The sequence below is a fragment of the Brevundimonas sp. genome, from assembly GCF_030704825.1.
Classification (GTDB): Bacteria; Pseudomonadota; Alphaproteobacteria; order Caulobacterales; family Caulobacteraceae; genus Brevundimonas.
In genome coordinates this window covers 102,902-121,752 of sequence record NZ_JAUYNX010000002.1, presented here as the reverse complement: position 1 = coordinate 121,752, position 18,851 = coordinate 102,902, and the positions used below count along the sequence as shown (strand labels likewise).

Annotated in this window: 12 protein-coding genes; 7 read left to right on the top strand and 5 right to left on the bottom strand. The window is 67.8% G+C overall.

Features of this window, described 5'->3' with window-relative positions; genetic code table 11:
* Positions 1-3,836, bottom strand: a 3,836-nt coding sequence (rpoB, locus tag Q8Q71_RS01470; protein WP_305757867.1) for a DNA-directed RNA polymerase subunit beta, incomplete at its 3' end; no start/stop codon positions are given.
* Between the two features lie 338 nt (positions 3,837-4,174).
* On the opposite strand from rpoB, the gene Q8Q71_RS01465 reads away from it, so the two are divergent.
* Positions 4,175-4,693 (top strand): FKBP-type peptidyl-prolyl cis-trans isomerase, encoded by a 519-nt coding sequence (locus Q8Q71_RS01465; protein ID WP_305757866.1) that lies wholly within the window; start codon positions 4,175-4,177, stop codon positions 4,691-4,693.
* Between the two features lie 162 nt (positions 4,694-4,855).
* On the opposite strand, the gene Q8Q71_RS01460 is transcribed toward Q8Q71_RS01465, so the two are convergent.
* Positions 4,856-5,773 (bottom strand): DUF2268 domain-containing putative Zn-dependent protease, encoded by a 918-nt coding sequence (locus tag Q8Q71_RS01460; RefSeq protein WP_305757865.1) that lies wholly within the window; start codon positions 5,771-5,773, stop codon positions 4,856-4,858.
* 210 nt (positions 5,774-5,983) lie between these two features.
* On the opposite strand from Q8Q71_RS01460, the gene Q8Q71_RS01455 reads away from it, so the two are divergent.
* Positions 5,984-7,933 (top strand): M61 family metallopeptidase, encoded by a 1,950-nt coding sequence (locus tag Q8Q71_RS01455; protein ID WP_305757873.1) that lies wholly within the window; start codon positions 5,984-5,986, stop codon positions 7,931-7,933.
* Positions 7,934-7,950: 17 nt separating this feature from the next.
* On the top strand, positions 7,951-9,924 hold the full coding sequence (locus tag Q8Q71_RS01450; RefSeq protein ID WP_305757864.1) for a M61 family metallopeptidase: 1,974 nt from the start codon (positions 7,951-7,953) through the stop codon (positions 9,922-9,924).
* Between the two features lie 163 nt (positions 9,925-10,087).
* Here Q8Q71_RS01450 and rplL read toward each other — a convergent pair whose 3' ends face one another.
* Both rplL and rplJ read right to left on the bottom strand, forming a co-directional pair.
* Positions 10,088-10,471, bottom strand: a complete 384-nt coding sequence (gene rplL / locus Q8Q71_RS01445; RefSeq protein WP_055832297.1) for a 50S ribosomal protein L7/L12 — start codon at positions 10,469-10,471, stop codon at positions 10,088-10,090.
* 66 nt (positions 10,472-10,537) lie between these two features.
* Positions 10,538-11,053 (bottom strand): 50S ribosomal protein L10, encoded by a 516-nt coding sequence (gene rplJ, locus Q8Q71_RS01440; RefSeq protein WP_305757872.1) that lies wholly within the window; start codon positions 11,051-11,053, stop codon positions 10,538-10,540.
* A 451-nt stretch (positions 11,054-11,504) separates the two neighbouring features.
* On the opposite strand from rplJ, the gene Q8Q71_RS01435 reads away from it, so the two are divergent.
* From Q8Q71_RS01435 to Q8Q71_RS01420, 4 genes are all read left to right on the top strand, one after another.
* Positions 11,505-13,349: a DUF4153 domain-containing protein gene (locus Q8Q71_RS01435; RefSeq protein WP_305757863.1), complete on the top strand. Its 1,845-nt coding sequence runs from the start codon at positions 11,505-11,507 to the stop codon at positions 13,347-13,349.
* Positions 13,350-13,490: 141 nt separating this feature from the next.
* Complete coding sequence (locus Q8Q71_RS01430; protein WP_305757862.1) at positions 13,491-13,805, top strand: type II toxin-antitoxin system PemK/MazF family toxin; 315 nt, start codon at positions 13,491-13,493, stop codon at positions 13,803-13,805.
* 286 nt (positions 13,806-14,091) lie between these two features.
* Positions 14,092-15,564, top strand: a complete 1,473-nt coding sequence (locus tag Q8Q71_RS01425) for a sigma-54 dependent transcriptional regulator (RefSeq protein ID WP_305757861.1) — start codon at positions 14,092-14,094, stop codon at positions 15,562-15,564.
* 165 nt (positions 15,565-15,729) lie between these two features.
* Complete coding sequence (locus Q8Q71_RS01420; RefSeq protein ID WP_305757860.1) at positions 15,730-18,495, top strand: TonB-dependent receptor plug domain-containing protein; 2,766 nt, start codon at positions 15,730-15,732, stop codon at positions 18,493-18,495.
* Here Q8Q71_RS01420 and Q8Q71_RS01415 read toward each other — a convergent pair.
* Positions 18,492-18,851 (bottom strand): hypothetical protein, encoded by a 360-nt coding sequence (locus Q8Q71_RS01415; RefSeq protein ID WP_305757871.1) that lies wholly within the window; start codon positions 18,849-18,851, stop codon positions 18,492-18,494. The genes Q8Q71_RS01420 and Q8Q71_RS01415 overlap by 4 nt on opposite strands.

Genomic DNA, 18,851 nt, shown 5'->3' with positions numbered 1-18,851 from the left:
CCGATGGAGCGGGCGTGGATCTTGTCGTCGACCAGGTGGTGCAGCTTCAGCATGTAGATGTAGCCGACCGTGACCGGGCGCTTGAACTTGTCGCCGGTCTGGCCGTCATAGAGCTGCACCTGGCCGGAGCGGGCGAGACCCGCCTTCTCCAGCAGGTTTTCGATGTCGTCGATGTGGGCGCCGTCGAACACCGGGGTGGCGAAGGGCACGCCCTTCGACAGGTTCCGGGCCAGCTCGACCAGCTCTTCGTCGCTGTCGGGCAGTTCCTGGTCCTTGCCGTAGATGTCCTGCAGCCACTCGATCAGGGCCTTGCGCTGGCCGCCGTTCTGCCAGGCTTCCAGGAGACCGGCGATCTGCTTGCCGAGGCCCGCGGCCGCCCAGCCGAGGTGGGTTTCGAAGATCTGGCCGACGTTCATCCGCGAGGGCACGCCCAGCGGGTTCAGGACGATGTCGACATTGGTGCCGTCTTCCAGGTGCGGCATGTCCTCGATCGGCAGGATCTTGGAGATGACGCCCTTGTTGCCGTGACGGCCGGCCATCTTGTCGCCGGGCTGAAGCTTGCGCTTCACGGCCACGAAGACCTTGACCATCTTCATCACGCCCGGGGGCAGTTCGTCGCCGCGCTGCAGCTTCTCGACCTTGTCCTCGAAACGGCGGTCGAGCGCCTTGCGGGCGTCCTCGAACTGCTTCTTCATGGCCTCGAGCTCGCCCATCGCCTTCTCGTCGTCGAGGGCGATCTGCCACCACAGGCCGCGCGACAGTTCGCCCAGCTTCTCTTCGGTGACCACGCCGCGACCCAGGCCTTTGGGACCCGAGGTGGCGTTCTTGCCGAGGATCAGCGGCTTCAGGCGGCCGTAGACGTTGCGCTCGAGGATCTTCAGCTCGTCGTCGCGGTCCTTGCCGAGGCGTTCGATTTCCGAACGCTCGATGGCGATGGCCCGCTCGTCCTTGTCGACGCCGTGGCGGTTGAACACGCGCACGTCGACGATGGTGCCGGCGACGCCGGGCGGCAGGCGCAGGCTGGTGTCGCGGACGTCCGAAGCCTTCTCGCCGAAGATGGCGCGCAGCAGCTTCTCTTCCGGCGTCATCGGGCTCTCGCCCTTCGGGGTGACCTTGCCGCACAGGATGTCGCCCGGCTGGACCTCGGCGCCGATCGCCACGATGCCGGCCTCGTCGAGGTTGCGCAGGGCTTCCTCGCCGACGTTCGGGATGTCGCGGGTGATCTCTTCCGGCCCCAGCTTGGTGTCGCGGGCCATGACCTCGAACTCCTCGATGTGGATCGAGGTGAAGACGTCGTCGCGCACGATACGCTCGGAGATCAGGATCGAGTCTTCGAAATTGTAGCCGTTCCACGGCATGAAGGCGACGAGCGCGTTCCGGCCCAGGGCCAGTTCGCCCAGGTCCGTCGACGGGCCGTCGGCGATCACGTCGCCGACCTTCACTTCATCGCCCACGCGCACGATCGGGCGCTGGTTGATGCAGGTCGACTGGTTGGAACGCTGGAACTTGGACAGGCGGTAGATGTCGACGCCCGAACGGCCGGCGTCGGCTTCGTTGGTGGCGCGAACGACGATGCGGGTGCCGTCGATCTGTTCGACGACGCCGTCACGACGGGCGACCACGACGGCGCCGGAGTCCACGGCCACGACCGCTTCCATGCCGGTGCCGACCAGCGGCGCGTCCGACTGCACCAGCGGCACGGCCTGACGCTGCATGTTCGCGCCCATCAGGGCCCGGTTGGCGTCGTCGTTTTCCAGGAAGGGGATCAGGGCGGCGGCGACCGAAACGACCTGTTTCGGCGACACGTCCATCATGTCCACGTCGGCGCGGATCAGCAGCTGGGAGTCGCCGTTGATCCGGCCCGGGACCAGCTCCTCGACGATCATGCCGTCCTTGAGCTCGATGTTGGCCTGGGCGATCGTGTATTTCGCCTCTTCCATGGCCGAGATGTAGACCACCTCGTCCGTGGCCTTGCCGTCCTTCACGCGCCGGTAGGGGCTCTCGATGAAGCCGTACTTGTTCACCCGGGCGTGGGTGGCCAGCGAGTTGATCAGGCCGATGTTCGGGCCTTCCGGCGTTTCGATCGGGCAGATGCGGCCGTAGTGGGTCGGGTGCACGTCGCGGACCTCGAAGCCGGCGCGCTCGCGCGTCAGACCGCCCGGGCCAAGCGCCGAAAGGCGACGCTTGTGGGTGATCTCGCTGAGCGGGTTGGTCTGGTCCATGAACTGCGACAGCTGCGAAGACCCGAAGAACTCGCGCACGGCCGCGGCGGCCGGCTTGGCGTTGATCAGGTCGTGCGGCATCACCGTGTCGATATCGACCGAGGACATGCGCTCCTTGATGGCGCGCTCCATCCGCAGCAGGCCGACGCGGTACTGGTTCTCCAGCAGCTCGCCGACCGAACGGACCCGGCGGTTGCCCAGGTTGTCGATGTCGTCGATCTCGCCCTGGCCGTCCTTCAGGCCGACGAGGATCTGCAGCACGCGCAGGACGTCGTCCTTGCGCAGCACGCGGATCTCGTCCGACACGTCCGGGGTCTCCAGACGCATGTTCATCTTCACCCGGCCGACGGCCGACAGGTCGTAGCGCTCGCTGTCGAAGAACAGCGAGTTGAACATGGCTTCGGCCGCTTCCGGGGTCGGCGGCTCGCCCGGACGCATCACGCGGTAGACGTCGAACAGCGCGTCCTCGCGGCCGGTGTTCTTGTCGATGCGCAGGGTGTTGCGCATGTAGGCGCCGACCGTGACGTGGTCGATGTCCAGCACGTCGATGGTGGTGAAGCCGTAGCTCTCCAGCAGTTCGATGGTCGGCTGGTCCAGCTCGTCGCCGGCCTCGGCGTAGATTTCGCCGGTCTCGTAGTTGACGGCGTCGGCGGCCAGATACTTGGTCAGCAGGGCGTCGGCGGCCAGCGACAGCGACTTGACGGTGTCGCCCAGCTTCTTGGCCTGGCGGGCGCTGATCTTGGTGCCGGCGGCGGCGACCACTTCACCGGTGTCGGCGTCGACCAGGTCGAACTCGGGCTTCACCCCGCGCCAGCGTTCCGGCTTGTAGGGCGTGACCCAGCCTTCGCCGCGCTTCTCGTAGGGCACGGTCTCGTAGAAGGTCTTGAGGATCTCCTCGCCGTCCATGCCCAGACCCATCAGGAAGGTCGAGGCCGGCAGCTTGCGGCGGCGGTCGATGCGGACGTAGACGATGTCCTTGGCGTCGAACTCGAAGTCCAGCCACGAGCCGCGGTACGGGATCACGCGGGCGGCGAACAGCAGCTTGCCCGAGCTGTGCGTCTTGCCCTTGTCGTGGTCGAAGAAGACGCCCGGCGAACGGTGCATCTGCGAGACGATCACCCGCTCGGTGCCGTTGACGACGAAGGTGCCCTTGTCGGTCATGAGCGGGATGTCGCCCATGTAGACGTCCTGCTCCTTGATGTCCTTGACCGAGCGCGCGCCGGTCTCTTCATCGGCCTCGAACACGATCAGGCGCAGCTTGACCTTCAGCGGCGCGGCATAGGTCATGTCGCGCTGGATGCATTCCTCGACGTCGTACTTCGGGTCCTCGAACTCGTAGGAGACGTATTCCAGGATGGCGCGTTCGTTGAAGTCCTTGATCGGGAACACCGATTTGAAGACCGCCTCGATGCCCTGATCCTTGCGCGGTCCCGAGCGCACTTCGCGCTGCAGGAACTGCTCGTAGGAGGCGCGCTGCACCTCGATCAGGTTCGGCATCTGCACCGCTTCGGGGATCCGGCCGAACGAGTGGCGGATGCGCTTCTTGCCGGTGAAGGTGGTGGCGTGGGCGAACTGGCCGTTGGCGACGGCGACTTCGGCTTTGGACTTGGCCATTCTGTCTTCCCAATGCGCGACCCGGGCAGGCCGCGTTCAATGCAGCAGCCACGGCTCCGCCTCTCGGGCGACCCGTGACCATCGGTTTCGGCGTCCACCCTCGGGCCTTGCGGCTCCAGGACGCCTGAAATGTAGGGCTCCCTTGGGGAGGAGCGCGCCTTCGCACCGGTCGGAGGGCGACAAACCGGGCCTCGGCGCTTTCGCGCGTATCTCATACGGAGTTAGCGGAACCGGGTCATATACTCGCTTTTCCGACGAAATAAAGGCCCTTTCCCCCTTTCGTTTACGAATGGCGCGACGACTTCACGGCGGAAGCCTGATCCTGCTAGCGTCGCCTCATGACCCGCACCCTCCTGATCGCCGCCGCCGCCCTTTCCCTCGCCGCCTGCGCCACCGCGCAGGAGCCCGCGCCGGCCGCCTCGCCGGGCGTCGGCACGCTCGAGGGCTGGACCGCCGGCAATGCGCAATATCTGGTCGTCAACGGCGCGCGCCGCGGCTGGACCACCACCGAATCAGGCCTCCAGTACCGCCGCGTCGGTCGCGCCCGTCCCGACGGCCGCCAGCCCGTCGCCACGGACACGGTCAAGGTCCACTACCGCGGGACCTTCGTCGACGGCCGCGAGTTCGACAGCTCGTACTCGCGCAACGAACCGGCCGAATTCCCGCTGAACCGGGTGATCAGGGGCTGGACCGAGGGCGTGGCCCTGATGCGCGAGGGCGAGACCTTCGAATTCGTCATCCCCGCCGCGCTCGGCTATGGCGACCGCTGGGTCGGCGGCGACGAACTGCCGCCCAACTCGACCCTGCTGTTCACCGTCGAACTGCTGGAAGTGAAGCCGGCGGCTCCCGCGGCCTAGCTGCCCCTTCTATCCGCTCATCCCCGCGAAAGCGGGGACCCAGTGCTTTGGGCGATCCGGTGGTTCCGGGGGCGCGCATTCGCCAGTCCCATGCGTAGTGCCCACGAAAGAACTGGGTCCCCGCTTTCGCGGGGATGAGCGAAAATTAAAGCCCGCCCGCATTCAGTCCAGAACGATCCCCGGACGCCAGCCGCTGGCCGCCAGAAACGCCTTCGCATCCGTCAGCCCGACGATCTCGCGGAACGCCGCCGCCTTGTCATCGGCATTCTGGTAATAGGCCTTCGCGATCCGGTACCCGACCCAGTAGCCGAGGTCTGCGGGCGTCTCCAGGGTCGAGTTGTAGAGCCAGTCTGACAGGTCGGTCTTGTCGATGTCCGCCGCGAACCGCGTCTCGATCTCCAGCTCCCGCCCCTCGGTCAGGGGTCCGAAATAGGCATAGGCCGGCGCGCCCGACAGAACCTCGGTCAGGAACTCCGCCGCCCCCTCGGCAAGCGAGATCTCCAGCACGGTGTGGGCCTGCTCCTCGGTCATCGCCGGCGACTGCTGGGTGTGCACATATTCGTGCACCAGCACCCCGACGAAGCGGTCCTCGATGTCCGGGTTGATGAAGGTCGCGGCGCACAGGGCCTCCAGACCGACCTGAACCCCGTTCGCGGGACTGCCGATGGCCACAGGCCGCCCGCGCCCGACCGCGACGGTCACGGGTGGAAACCGGGCCTCCGGCAAACGGCGGGCGAATTCCGTCAGCGCCGCGTCGACCCGCTCGCGCACCTTCGGCAGGGTCTCCGCGCAGCGCCGGGCCTCGACATAGATCTCCGGTCGCGCCGCCATCGCGTCGGCCATCCGCACGCCCGTGACGTTGCGCACGCTGGCGAGGTGGCGAAGTCCCTCCGAGCCCACATCCAGATAGTCGCGCTGCAGCTGGTCGGCGCCGGGCCGACCGCCGTTGGCGTCATAGAGCCGGTAGAATAGTTCGACATCGGCGGTTTCCAGAACCGGTCCCGTCCGGGCCGCCGCCGGCCCCGTCAGAGCCGCCAGCCACAGCAGGCCGGTTGCGGAGAAACGAATGACGCTGCCCATGTGACCTCTGGTGCTTCCGCGTCCGCAACGATCGCGAACGCCCGCCTTCTATCGGGATTCCCCGGCGGCGGCAGCCGGACCACCGGGTCGCTCTGCGACGGAACCCGAAACATGACGGCGTTTTAATCCGGCGCGGGCAGGTCGCGCTTGACCCCTTCGCGCGCCCGGCGTGATCTGCGCCCCCTCCGTTCAGCCGGAAAGTCCTTGATGATGCGTCCCGCCCGCCTGCTCGCCTCCGCCTGCGTCGCCGTCCTGCTGTTCGGGGCGGCCCCCGGACTGGCCCAGGTCGGAACGCCGGCTCTCGATCGCGTCCTCGCGCCCATCCCCGCGCCGCGCGACCTGGCCTTCCCCGGCGTCATCACCCTCGACATGGACGCCACCGACATCGACCGGCGCATCGTTTCGGTGAAACAGACCATCCCCGTCGCCGGACCGGGCCCGTTGATCCTGCTCTATCCCGAATGGATTCCCGGCGCCCATGGCCCGGTCGGACCCGTCGACGACCTCGCCGACCTGCGCATCACCGCCGGCGGCCAGCCGCTGCGCTGGGTCCGCAACACGGTCGACACCAACGCTTACGAGATCGACGTTCCGGCCGGCGTCACGTCGGTCGACGTCTCGTTCAAATGGCTGACCCCCATCGACGGCTCCCAGGGCCGGATCGTCATCACCGACGCGATGCTGAACATTCAGTGGGAAAAGGCCCTGCTTTATCCGGCGGGCTACTTCTCCCGCCAGATCACCTTCCAGCCGACCCTGCGCCTGCCCGCCGGCTGGCAGTACGGCACGGCCCTGGACACCCGCCTGTTCCAGAACGGCGTGGCCAGCTTCGCCCCCGTCACGCTCGAGCATTTCGCGGACAGCCCCCTGTTCGCCGGCGCCCACTATCGCCAGATCGACCTCGATCCGGGCGGCCGCTCGCCCGTGCGGCTGAACATCGTCGCCGACGACCCCGACATGCTGGCCGCCACGGACGAACACATCGCCCGGCACCGCGAACTGGTCCGTCAGGCCGACCGCCTGTACGGCGCGCGCCACTTCAACCACTACGACTTCCTGCTGGCCGTCAGCGACCATCTGGGCGGCATCGGGCTGGAGCATCACCGCTCGTCCGAGAACAGCGTCGACACCGACTATTTCACCGACGCCGCCTCGACCCTGGCGGACCGCGACCTGCTGGGCCACGAGTACACCCACTCCTGGAACGGCAAATGGCGGCGGCCCGCCGACCAGCTGACCCCGAACCTGAACGGGCCGCTGCAGAACTCCCTGCTCTGGGTCTATGAGGGCCAGACCCAGTACTGGGGCCTGGTCCTGACCGCCCGCGCCGGCCTGATGACCAAACAGCAGGCCCTGGACGTCTTCGCCAACACCGCCGCGACCTACGCCGACGACAACCCCGGCCGCGCGTGGCGCGCCCTGCAGGACACCACCAACGACCCGATCATCGCCCGCCGCCGGCCCCAACCCTGGGCCAGCTTCCAGCGCAGCGAGGACTACTATCGCGAAGGCGCGATGATCTGGCTCGACGCCGACACCCTGATCCGCGAGCAGACCAACGGACGCAAGTCGCTGGACGATTTCGCCAAAGCCTTCTTCGGCGTCCAGGACGGGAACTGGGACCCCGCCCCCTATACCTTCGCCGACGTGACCTCGACGCTGAACGGGGTTCAGGCCCATGACTGGGCGACCTTCCTGCGCACCCGCCTCGACGCCGTCGGCCCCGACGCGCCGACCCCGAATGGCGGCATCGAGCGCGGCGGCTACCGCCTCGTCTGGCGCGAAACGCCCAACGACTATTCGAAGGCCCTGAACAAGGAGCTGGAGCGCGTCGACTTCCAGTATTCGCTCGGCCTCAGCCTCAACACGGCCAACCGCGTCACGGCCGTCCGCTGGGGCTCTCCCGCCTTCGAGGCCGGCCTGACCTCGGGCTGGGAGGTCGTCGCCGTCAATGGCCGCGCCGCCAGCGCCGACGCGATCTCCGCGGCGATCACGGCCTCAAGGGGGAATACGACGCCCATCGAGATGATGCTGAAGAAGGGCGATCGCTTCCGCACCATCGCCTTCGACTACCACGACGGCCTGCGCTACCCGCACCTCGAGCGGATCGCCGGGACTCCTGACCGTCTCGGCGACATTCTCGCCCCCCGCCGCCGTTGATCGTGAGGGACCAGACGATGATCCGCGCCGCCGTCCTCGCACTCCTCCTGACCTCGGCCGCCCCGTCTGCCCTGGCCCAGGCCCAGGCGCCGGCCTCGCAAGCCGCCACGCCCCTACCCGCCCCGACCAGCCTGCCGCGCGCCCTGCCGCCGATCCCGGCGCCGCAAGACCGCGACTATCCCGGCGTCATCGGCATCCGCGTCGACCTGACCGACCTCGACCACAAGGTCATCCGCACCCGTCAGACCATCCCGGTCAGCACTGGCCATCTGGTGCTGCAGTATCCGGAATTCATTCCCGGCAACCACGCCGACACCGGCCCGATCCAGCTGGTCTCCGGCGTGACGGTCACCGGCAATGGTCAGCGCATCGAATGGGTGCGGGACACCGTCGACCCCCACGCCTTCCACCTCGACATCCCGGCGGGTGTGACGCAGATCGAGGTCGCCTTCGAATGGCTGACCCAGCCCGACAACGCCGTCTGGCGCGTGGTCATGACGCCCGAGATGGTCAACCTCCAGTGGGAGAAGGCCCTGCTCTATCCCGCGGGCTACAACCACGACCGCATCACCTTCGCGCCCTCGGTCGTCCTGCCCGAGGGTTGGCGGCAGGCCAGCGCCCTGGAAGTGGACTCGGCCTCCGCCTCCGGTTCGACCGTCACGTTCAGGCCCATCCCGCTCGAGCATCTGGCGGACAGCCCGATGTTCGCCGGCAGGCACTACCGCCGCATCGATCTCGATCCGGGCGGCCGCTCGCCGGTCCATCTGAACCTCGTCGGTGACACTGCGGCGTCTCTGAACGCCTCCGACGAACGGATCGAACAGTACCGATCGCTGGTCGACCAGGCCGATCGCCTGTTCGGCGCCCGCCACTTCGACCGCTACGAATTTCTGCTGGGCCTGACCTCGAAGATGGGCGGCATCGGCCTGGAGCACCACCGCTCCTCCGAGAACACCGCCAGTCCGACCTTCTTCACCGCCGCCAACCCCGACTTCGGCGCCCGCACCCTGCTGCCGCACGAGTTCACCCACAGCTGGAATGGAAAATTCCGCCGTCCGTCAGACGAATACGTCCCGAATTTCAACGTCCCCACCCAGAACAGCCTGATGTGGGTCTATGAGGGCCAGACCGAATACTGGGGCGATGTTCTCGGCGCCCGCTCGGGTCTGGTCTCGAGGGACGAGGCCCTCGCCAATCTGGCCGAGCTCGCCGGCTTCTACGACCAGCAGCCCGGCCGCCAGTGGCGTTCGCTGCAGGACACCACCAATCACAACCTGCTCGGCTACCGCACCACCAACCCCTGGCCGTCGTGGATGCGCGGCACCGGCGACTACTACCGCGAGGCCCTGCTGATCTGGCTGGACGCCGACACCCTGATCCGCGAGCAGACCAATGATCGCAAATCCCTCGACGACTTCGCCAAGGGCTTCTTCGGCGTCGAGGACGGAGTCTGGGAAGCCAGGCCCTATACCTTCGACGACGTGGTCGCGGCGCTGAACGCCGTCCATCCCCACGACTGGGCGACCTTCCTGCGCACCCGCCTCGACGCCGTGGGCCCGGACGCCCGCGCGCCGCTCGACGGCATCGCGCGCGCCGGCTGGCGCCTCGTCTATGTCGACGACCTGTCCCCGGTCGAGAAGCGGATCCAGTCCGGCTGGGCCGCCGATTTCCAGTATTCCCTCGGCTTCACCCTGAACGCCGCCAACCGCATCACCGGCGTCCGCTGGGGCGGCCCGGCGTTCGAACAGGGGCTGGGCGCCGGCTGGGATCTGGTCGCCGTCGGCGACCGCACCGCCTCGGCCGAGGTTCTGCGCGACGCCGTCACGGCCGCCAGGGGCGGGGCAGAGCCCATCGTCCTGGTGGTCAGACGCGGCGACGAGTTCCGCACCCTGTCCTTCGACTACCACGGCGGCCTGCGGTATCCGCGCCTGGTCCGCATCGAGGGAACCCGCGACCGCCTGGCCGACATCCTCGCGCCCCGGCGGCGGTAGCCGCGGCAGGGACTGCCGTCACGGCGCTGACTGCAGCCCGACCATTGCGGTTCATGCAGGTCCACCGATTGCAGTTCGTGCAGGACGCATAAGGCCAAAAGAAAACGGGCCGGGGATTGCTCCCCGGCCCGTCCAGAACTGTCCCGAGGGACGGTCCGTTTACTTACTTGACCTGCACCTTGGCGCCGGCTTCCGTCAGCTTCTTGGCGACTTCGTCGGCGGCCTGCTTGGAGACGTTCTCGACGACGTTCTGCGGAGCGCCTTCGACCAAGTCCTTGGCTTCCTTCAGGCCCAGGTCCGAACGGACGCCGCGGACTTCCTTGATGACGTTGATCTTCTTGTCGCCGCCGTCCAGCAGGACGACGGTGAACTCGGTCTGCTCTTCAGCAGCTTCGGCCGGAGCGGCGCCGCCGCCGGCGGGCATGGCCATGGCGACCGGAGCAGCGGCGCTGACGCCCCACTTTTCTTCCAGCAGCTTGGACAGTTCGGCGGCTTCCAGAACGGTCAGTTTCGACAGGTCTTCAACGATTTTGGCGAGATCGGCCATGGTGTGTTTCCTTCGGAGGATTGGGTTTCAGGTGAGAGTTTGCAGAGATGAAAGAGGCGGGTCCGCTTACGCGGCGTCCTTCGAGGCGTAGGCGCTGAACACGCGGGCCAGTTGGGACGCCGGGGCCTGCACGACGCCGGCGATCTTGGTCGCGGGCGCGTTGAGCAGGCCGAGCAGCGAGGCGCGGATCTGGTCCAGCGACGGCAGTTTGGAGAGAACCTCCACGCCCTTCGCGTCCAGAATCTTCTCACCCATGAAGCCGCCCAGGACGATGAACTTGTCATTGGCCTTGGCGTATTCGGCGGTGATCTTGGCGGCCGTCACCGCGTCGTCGGCATACGCGATGCCCACGGGCCCCTTGAACAGGCCGTGGAATTCGCTGCCTTCGTCGGCTTCGAGCGCCTTGAGCGCCAGGCGGTTCTTGACCACCTTGAACGTGCCGCCTTCTTTACGAAGGCGTCCACGCAGGTCTTCCATATCCGCAACGGTCAGACCCAGGTTGTGGGTCACGACCACGGCGCCCGCGTCGGCGAAAACGCCCTTCAGCGTTTCGATCGACTCGGCTTTTTGTGCGCGGTCCATTGCGGTCTCCAGTCTGTATTCGCCGCCGGGCTTATTCCCGACGACACAGGAGCATTCCTTGGAATGCTCCCATGGAAGTTCAGCAAAATCCGAGGATTTTGCTGTGGCCAAAGCGCCGCGCATCGCTGCGAGGCGTTCAGGCCGGTCGTAATGTCCGAAGGAAGCTCGAACCCCGACGCCCGGATACCGGAACGTCTGGCGTCGTCTGCATCCCCATCTCCCCACGGCGTCAGAGGGCTCTCTGACATTTATGGCCCGGGTGACCCCCAGACCCCGAAGTTCTCGGACAGGACCGCCGCGGCCGAAGCTGCGACGGAAGAGGCGCGCTCTATACACGGACCCGCGCAGAACTCAAGCCGCCCCGGGCCCTGCACCGGGACTGCACGAGAAATCCTTGAGACGCGAGATAGATATATGGTGCAGGCTGCCCCGGCATACGGAGGGGAACCGAATGACCGACGCCAGCGAATCCACCGGCCGGGACGGCCTGGGCGCCTCGCCCGCAGCCTTCGGCGCCCTCCGCATCGGCGTCGGCCTGTTGCAGGGCCTCGGCCTGTATTGGCTGCACCGCGCCTCGGACGGTGGAACATCGTGGGGCGCGACTCACCCCCTCCTGTTCGGTCCGCTGCTGCTCGTCGTCGGCTTCCTGCCGCTGGTCCTGCTGGCGGGCGTCGGCCGCCTCCGCCCCGTGACCATGGTGATCTGGACCGTGGTCGCGGGGGTCGTTCTGGCCCTTCTCGGCTTGCATGACATCGCCCGTCAGAGCGCCGACACGCTTCAGGGCCCGCCCTTCCTGTCGCCGCAGGTGATCCTGTTCTCGGCCGCCGCCCTGTTCATCGCCCACCATCTGGTGGCGCCGGCCGATATGGAGCGCCGCCGCATCGCCAGCTATCCGGCCTATTTCGACACAGCGACCAAGGCCGCCGTCCAGCTGGCCCTGTCGGCCGGCTTCACCGGCGCCTTCTGGATCCTTCTCCATCTCGGCGCGGCTCTTTTCCGGATCATCAACCTCGACTTCCTCGAGAACCTGCTCCGCGAGCCGTGGTTCGCGATCCCCGTCACCGGCCTCGTCTTCGCCGCGGCGGTCCATCTGACCGACGTACGGGACGGCCTGATCCGCGGCGTCCGCACCGTCGCCCTCATGCTCCTGTCGTGGCTACTGCTGGTCATCACGGTTCTGGTCGGAGGCTTCCTCGCGGCCCTGCCCTTCACCGGCCTCGGCGGACTGTGGGAAACCGGCAGCGGCGTCTCGCTGGTCCTGGCCGCGGCCGCCGCCCTGATCATCCTGATCAACGCCGCCTATCAGGACGGACAGCCCGACAACCGGCCGCCCTTCGTGCTCCGCGCCGCCGTTCGCGTCGCCGCCGTCCTGATCACGCCCCTGATCGTCATCGCCTTCTGGGGCCTGGCCCTGCGCATTGGTCAGTACGGTCTGACTCCCGATCGCATCATCGCCGCCGCCTGCGCCCTCGTCGGCGCCTCCTTCGCCGCCGGCTACGGCTGGGCCGCCCTCAGCCCCTTCTGGCGAAAGGGCGACTGGATGCGCCCGCTGGAGCGCACCACCATCTGGACCGCCGTCCTGACCGTCGCCGTCATCCTGCTGCTCTTCAGCCCCGTGCTGGACCCTTCCCGGCTCTCGGTGATGGACCAGGTCGCCCGGCTGGAGCGAGGCGCGGTCACGCCCGACAAGTTCGACTACGCCTTCCTCCGCTTCGAGAGCGGAAAGGCCGGACAGGCGGCCCTGGCCCGGCTCACCCGATCCACGAACGCCGCCGTGGCGGCCGAAGCCGTGGCCGCGCAGAAGATCGAGAACCGCTATGACGCGCGGCCCGCCGAGGAAGACCTGCCGGTGCCGACGATCGAGATTTGGCCGGTCGGGGCGGCGCCCCTTCCAGCCGGTATCATCGCCTCCGCCAACCGCTACGACCTCCGGGACTGCCAGCACGCCGACCCCTGTCTTGCGACGCGCAGGGACCTGAACGGCGATGGAACCATGGAAATACTGATCGCTGGCCATACAGATGTGTGGGTGTTCATCCCGGAAGGGGACGGCTGGAGCCTGCTGGGCTTTTTCCGCCAGCGTTGCCGCGGCGACAGGCGCCCGGACCCTCGCGTAGCCTTGCGGGCCGGGCGTTTGCGGGCCGTCCAGCCGGTCTGGCCTGATCTGGTCTTCGCGGACGGGCGTCAGGTCGCCCGGTTCCACTCCGATGACATCCCCGACTGCGAGAGCGCGCCGGTCGTGACCGCGCCGACGCCTCCGCCGCCCGTCACCGATGTAGGCGGTCCGGCCCCTTGACCCGGCCTGCCGCCGGAGCCTCGAACGGGGGATTGATTGTCCTCAGGGTTGCTTCTTCGTACAACCCTGCATGGCCATGCTCTATCAGCCCCGTCCGGGAAATGTCGTCATGTGCGACTATCGGGGTTTGTGGTCCCGGAGATGGTCAAGGTGCGGCCTGTTGTTGTGATCGCGCGCAATCGCAGAAACCGGCGCCTCGTGACGATAGTGCCGCTCTCGACGACCGAGCCGGATTCATTGGAGGATCACCACCACGCTCTCGCCAACAACCCGTTGCCGGGTCGGGAAGCCATCCGTTGCTGGGCCAAATGCGATATGTTGACCACGGTCTCCTTGGCGCGCCTCGACCGCTACAAGGTTGGGCGCGGACAGTATGCTGTACCGATGCTGCCCCCCGATGATTTTGAAGCCATTCGCCGCGCGGTTGCAAAGGCGCTCGACTTAACCCATATTTAGCGGGTTCCCCTCGGGGACTTGCGAGACTGCTCTTCGGAGCAGCCGGTGCGGCATCAGGTGATGACAAGCCTGCCGTGCCGTGAATGGGGCCGGGAAACCGGCCCTTTGTCGTTTCTGGACCCAAAGACACTCGATCCCGCGCGGCACCCTCTAGCCGCCCTTAACCCTCTACTCACCCTGCCCCCCAACCCGATCTTCACCTTGTGACGGCTAAAACGTCCCGGAATGAGCCAGTCCCGCTTGCATGAGGACCGGCCGCAACCGTGATGATGAAGGGCGCCGCTCCATGGCCAAGACCGTTCTCGTGGTCGACGACGATCCGACCCAGCGCCGCCTCGCCCAGGCCGTGCTGGAGCGCGAAGGTTACGCCGTCGTCCACGCCGAATCCGGCGGCGAGGCCATCGACCGCCTGACCAGGGGCGGCGGAGCCGACGTGGTCCTGCTCGACATGGTCATGCCCGGCATGAGCGGGATGGAGGCCCTGGCCGAAATCCGCACCGCCGGCGTCACGACGCCTGTCATCGTCCTGACCGCCTCGGGCGGGGTGGACGCCGTGGTCAAGGCCATGCAGGCCGGAGCCCAGGACTTTTTCGTCAAGCCGGTCTCTGCCGAACGCCTGCTGGTCGGGGTCCGCAACGCCCTGCAGCTGACCCAGCTGACCGCCGAGGTCGGCCGGCTGAAGAAGCATGTCTCGGGCCGTACCTCCTTCGACGACCTGGTCGGCCAGAGCGCCCCCATGCGCATGGTCAAGTCGTTGGGCGCCCGCGCCGCCAAATCCTCCATCCCGGTCCTGATCACCGGCGAGAGCGGCGTCGGCAAGGAAGTCATCGCCCGCGCCCTGCACGGCGCCTCGGACCGCGCCGGCAAGCCGTTCGTGGCGGTCAACTGCGGCGCCCTGCCGTCGAACCTGATCGAGTCGATCCTGTTCGGCCACGAGAAGGGCGCCTTCACCGGCGCCCACGACAAACACCCCGGCAAATTCATGGAGGCCAACGGCGGCACCCTGTTCCTCGACGAGATCGGCGAACTGCCTCTGGACATGCAGGTCAAACTGCTGCGCGCCCTGCAGGAAGGCGAGGTCGACCCGGTCGGCGCCAAACGCTCGGTCAAGGTCGACGTCCGCATCGTCTCCGCCACCAACCGCGACCCGGCCCAGCAGGTTCGCGCTGGCGCCTTCCGCGAGGATCTGTTCTACCGCCTCAACGTCTTCCCGATCGAGGCTCCGTCCCTGCGCGAGCGCCGCGAGGACATCCCGGCCCTGATCGACCACTTCATCGCCCGCTTCAATGTCGAGGAAGGCAAGCGCGTCGCCGGCTGCGCGGGCGAAACTCTCGCCCTGCTCTGCGCCTTCGACTGGCCCGGCAACGTCCGCCAGCTCGAGAACGCCGTCTACCGCGCCATCGTCCTGGCCGATGCGCCTTTCCTGCAGCCGCACGACTTCCCCGCCATCTCCGGGATGGCCGCGCCCTTCCTGCCGACGGAGCAGGAGGGCGGGGACCGCGAAGGGGTGGAGGAGCCGCCGACCGTGAACGCTGGCCTGGATCTGCCGCCCCTGCCCGACACCCCCATCCGCATCCTCGATGAGCGCGGCCATCTGCGCACCCTCGAGGAGATCGAGCGCGACCTGATCCAGCACGCTATCGAGGTCTACGCCGGCCATATGTCCGAGATCGCCCGGCGCCTCGGCATCGGCCGCTCGACCCTGTACCGCAAGGTGCGCGAACAGGGTCTGGAAGGCATCCTCAAGGAAGCCGGCTGAGGCGAAGGCCGGAACCTGACCAAAAGTTCATTGGCCAGCCGCCCCCGGAACCACGATGACGGGTGAAGCCTCCGCGCGAACTCAACCTTCGGTTTCGACGCTGAAATGCGACGGAAATGTTGGCCGGGCACGTTGAGGGCTGGATACTCCCCGGGACCCGTTCGCATGCTGCTCGTCACCACCGCCCTGTCCGGGCTCATGGCCGGTATGATCCAGACTGCGCCGGCTCCTCCGTCGCAACAGCCGCCGCAACAACCGACGCCCCCCGCCACCGAACCGACGCCGACGGCCAGGCCCGATCCGGACGCCTATGAGCTCGAGACGGTGACGACCACCGGGACCCGCCCCCGCGGCAGCGCCAATTCCGACATCCCGCCGGACCTCACCCTGACCGCCGATCAAATCCAGGCCTATGGCGCCTCGAACATCGCCGAGTTGCTGACCTATCTCGAGCCGGTCACCCGCAGTTCGCGCGGTCGCGCCGACGGGCAGCCTGTCCTGCTGGTCAACGGCCGCCGCATCTCCGGCTTCCGCGAGATCCACAGCCTTCCACCCGAGGCGATCGAGCGGATGGACATCCTGCCCGAGGAGGTCGCGCTCGAATACGGCTACCGCGCCGACCAGCGCGTGGTGAATTTCGTGCTCAAGGACAATTTCCGATCGATGACCGGCGAGGTCGCCGGCCGCATGCCGACCCAAGGCGGCCGGACCACCGTAGAGGTCGAAGGCAACATCCTGCGTATCTCCGGGCCCGGCCGCTGGTCCATGGACGCCGAATACGAGCGCTCCAGTCCGCTGTTCGAGTCCGAGCGCGACATCGTTCGCGATGCGGGCTCCACCCCCTACGATCTGATCGGCAATGTCTCGGGTTCGCCCTTCGGGACCGAGATCGATCCCGCCCTGTCGGCCCAGGTCGGCTCGACCGTGCTTGTCAATCCGGTCCCGACCGTTGCCGGCGCGCCGACGATCGGCGACTTCGCCGCCGCGGCGGGCGATCCTCGCACCGGCGACCTGGGCGCCTATCGCACCCTGCTGGGCCAAAGCGAGCGCGCCACCCTCCGGGGCACGATGAAGCGGGACCTGAACAGTACGACCCAGGCGACCCTCAGCGGCAGCCTCGAAGACCGGTCCAGCCGCAGCTTCAACGGCCTGCCGGGCGTCACCCTGACCCTGTCCGAGAGCAACCCCTTTTCGCCCTTCGCCGACGACGTCCTGGTCTATCGCTATCTGGACGCCCCCGACGTCCTCGGCCGCCAGACCGAGGGCCTGACCGGCGAGCTGGGCCTGGTTTTCGACGGCTTCCTCGGCCAGGATTGGCGCTGGACCTTCACCGGCGAGTACACGCGCAACGAAACCGAGACCCTCACCGGCCGCGGCTACGGCGCCGATCCCTTCCAGGCCCGGCTCGACGCCGGCGACGCCGGCGCCAATCCCTTCGGTTCCCTCGCCCCCGCCGACTTCGCGCGCATCGCCGACGACACCGCCCGCTCGGTGTCAGAGCGGCTCGACACCGAACTGGTGCTGACCGGCGATGTCTGGGACCTTCCCGCCGGCGGCGTCTCCTCGACCTTCAAATTCGGCTTCGACGATGTGTCGCTGGACTCCACCAGCACGCGCAGCGGCGTCACCACCGACCGCGGACAGTCCCGCCAACGGCTCAGCGGCCAGGCCAGCTTCAGCCTGCCGATCGCCAGCCGCCGCCTGGGCGTCCTGCCCGCGTTCGGCGACCTGTCGGCCAATTTCAACGTCGGCTATGAGGAGCTGTCGGATTTCGGCGGCCTGTCCACCCTCGGCTTCGGCCTCAACTGGTCGCCGATCGAACCCCTGTCGCTGCAGGTCAGCTACACCGACGAGAGCGGCTCCCCGACGATCTCGCAGTTGAACGATCCGACCATCTCCACCCCCAACGTCCCGGTGTTCGACTTCGCCACCGGCCGGACGGTGCTGGTCACCCGCATAGACGGCGGCAACCCGGACCTGAACCCGGACAATCGCCGGGTCTGGAAGGCCGGCTTCAACCTCAAGCCCTGGTCCGAGACCGACTTCCGGTTCAGCTCGACCTGGACCTGGAGCCTGACCGAAGACGCCATCGCCGCCTTCCCGACGCTGACGCCGGATCTCGAGGCCGCCCTGCCCGGCCGCTTCGTCCGGGACGCCGACGGCGATCTGGTCTCGTTCGATGCCCGGCCGCTCAATTTCGAACGGTTCGAGCGCCAGGACATCCGCACCGGCTTCAACTATTCCCGCGCCTTCGGCACGCCCAATCCCGCGGCCGCGCCCCTGCCCGGCATGCCCGGCGGCGCGCGGCCCCCCGGCGGCCCGATGCGGATCGAGATGCGCGGCGAGGGCGCCGGCGGAGACCGGCCGCGCGGTGACGGCCCCGGAGCCGGCGGTCCCCAGATTCGCATGGGTGGGGGCGGGGGTGGTCGCGGCGGCGGCATGCAGCCGGGACAGGGCCGTTTCAACCTGTCGATCTATCACACCTGGCGGCTGCAGGACGAAATCCTGATCGCCGACGGCCTGCCGCTCCTCAACCTGCTGGACGGCGCCGCCACCGGCGCCCGCGGCGGCAGCCCGCGCCACGAAATCCAGGCCCAGGGCGGCGTGTTCCGCAACGGCATGGGCGCCTTCGTCAACGCGAACTGGCGGGCCTCGACCCGCGTGGACGGCGGGAGCGGGCCGGACCTTGAGTTCTCGGACCAGGCGACGGTCAATCTGAACGTCTTCATCGACCTGAACTCCCGGGCGTCCTGGGTCGCCAAATATCCCTGGCTGAAGGGCGCGCGGGTCAATCTCGGCGTTCAGAACCTGTTCGACAGCCGGCCCGAGGTCACCTCAACCGCCGGAGACGTCCCGCTGAACTACCAGGCCGACTATCTCGACCCCCAGGGCCGGGTCGTCAGCCTGACCTTCCGCAAGATCCTGTTCTAGTCATCGGGGGACGGCGGTGGGGCCTTGCGGCCCCAGCGGCGTTTCGGCGACTCGCCTTTCGCCTTGGCCGCGATCTCCTTGAGCTTGCGGCCCTGCAGGGCGGACAGGGCCTGCCCCGGCGCGCCCAGTTCCGGGTCGCCGAAGGCGCGCCCGTGGGTCTTGATCCGCTCGCTCACCGAGTCGATGAACTCGCCCTCCCACTCGGACAGCGAAACACCCGCCTTCTCTGCCGAGCGGCGGGCGCGTCTGAGGGCGTTGAGGGCGGCGCGCCGGGCCGCCTCGCGTTCAGCCTCGAACGGACTGGCGGGCGGTTTTTTCGAACCGCCCTTGCCTCCGCCGAAGCCGGTTCGCTTCAG

What these genes read in the sequence shown, in the direction of transcription:
- Q8Q71_RS01420 (WP_305757860.1), top strand. Translation starts at nt 15,730, where the DNA reads ATGCTGCTCGTCACCACCGCCCTGTCCGGGCTCATGGCCGGTATGATC.
- Q8Q71_RS01460 (WP_305757865.1), bottom strand. Translation starts at nt 5,773, where the DNA reads ATGGGCAGCGTCATTCGTTTCTCCGCAACCGGCCTGCTGTGGCTGGCG.
- Q8Q71_RS01425 (WP_305757861.1), top strand. Translation starts at nt 14,092, where the DNA reads ATGGCCAAGACCGTTCTCGTGGTCGACGACGATCCGACCCAGCGCCGC.
- rplJ (WP_305757872.1), bottom strand. Translation starts at nt 11,053, where the DNA reads ATGGACCGCGCACAAAAAGCCGAGTCGATCGAAACGCTGAAGGGCGTT.
- Q8Q71_RS01465 (WP_305757866.1), top strand. Translation starts at nt 4,175, where the DNA reads ATGACCCGCACCCTCCTGATCGCCGCCGCCGCCCTTTCCCTCGCCGCC.
- Q8Q71_RS01450 (WP_305757864.1), top strand. Translation starts at nt 7,951, where the DNA reads ATGATCCGCGCCGCCGTCCTCGCACTCCTCCTGACCTCGGCCGCCCCG.
- rplL (WP_055832297.1), bottom strand. Translation starts at nt 10,471, where the DNA reads ATGGCCGATCTCGCCAAAATCGTTGAAGACCTGTCGAAACTGACCGTT.
- Q8Q71_RS01430 (WP_305757862.1), top strand. Translation starts at nt 13,491, where the DNA reads ATGGTCAAGGTGCGGCCTGTTGTTGTGATCGCGCGCAATCGCAGAAAC.
- Q8Q71_RS01455 (WP_305757873.1), top strand. Translation starts at nt 5,984, where the DNA reads ATGCGTCCCGCCCGCCTGCTCGCCTCCGCCTGCGTCGCCGTCCTGCTG.
- Q8Q71_RS01435 (WP_305757863.1), top strand. Translation starts at nt 11,505, where the DNA reads ATGACCGACGCCAGCGAATCCACCGGCCGGGACGGCCTGGGCGCCTCG.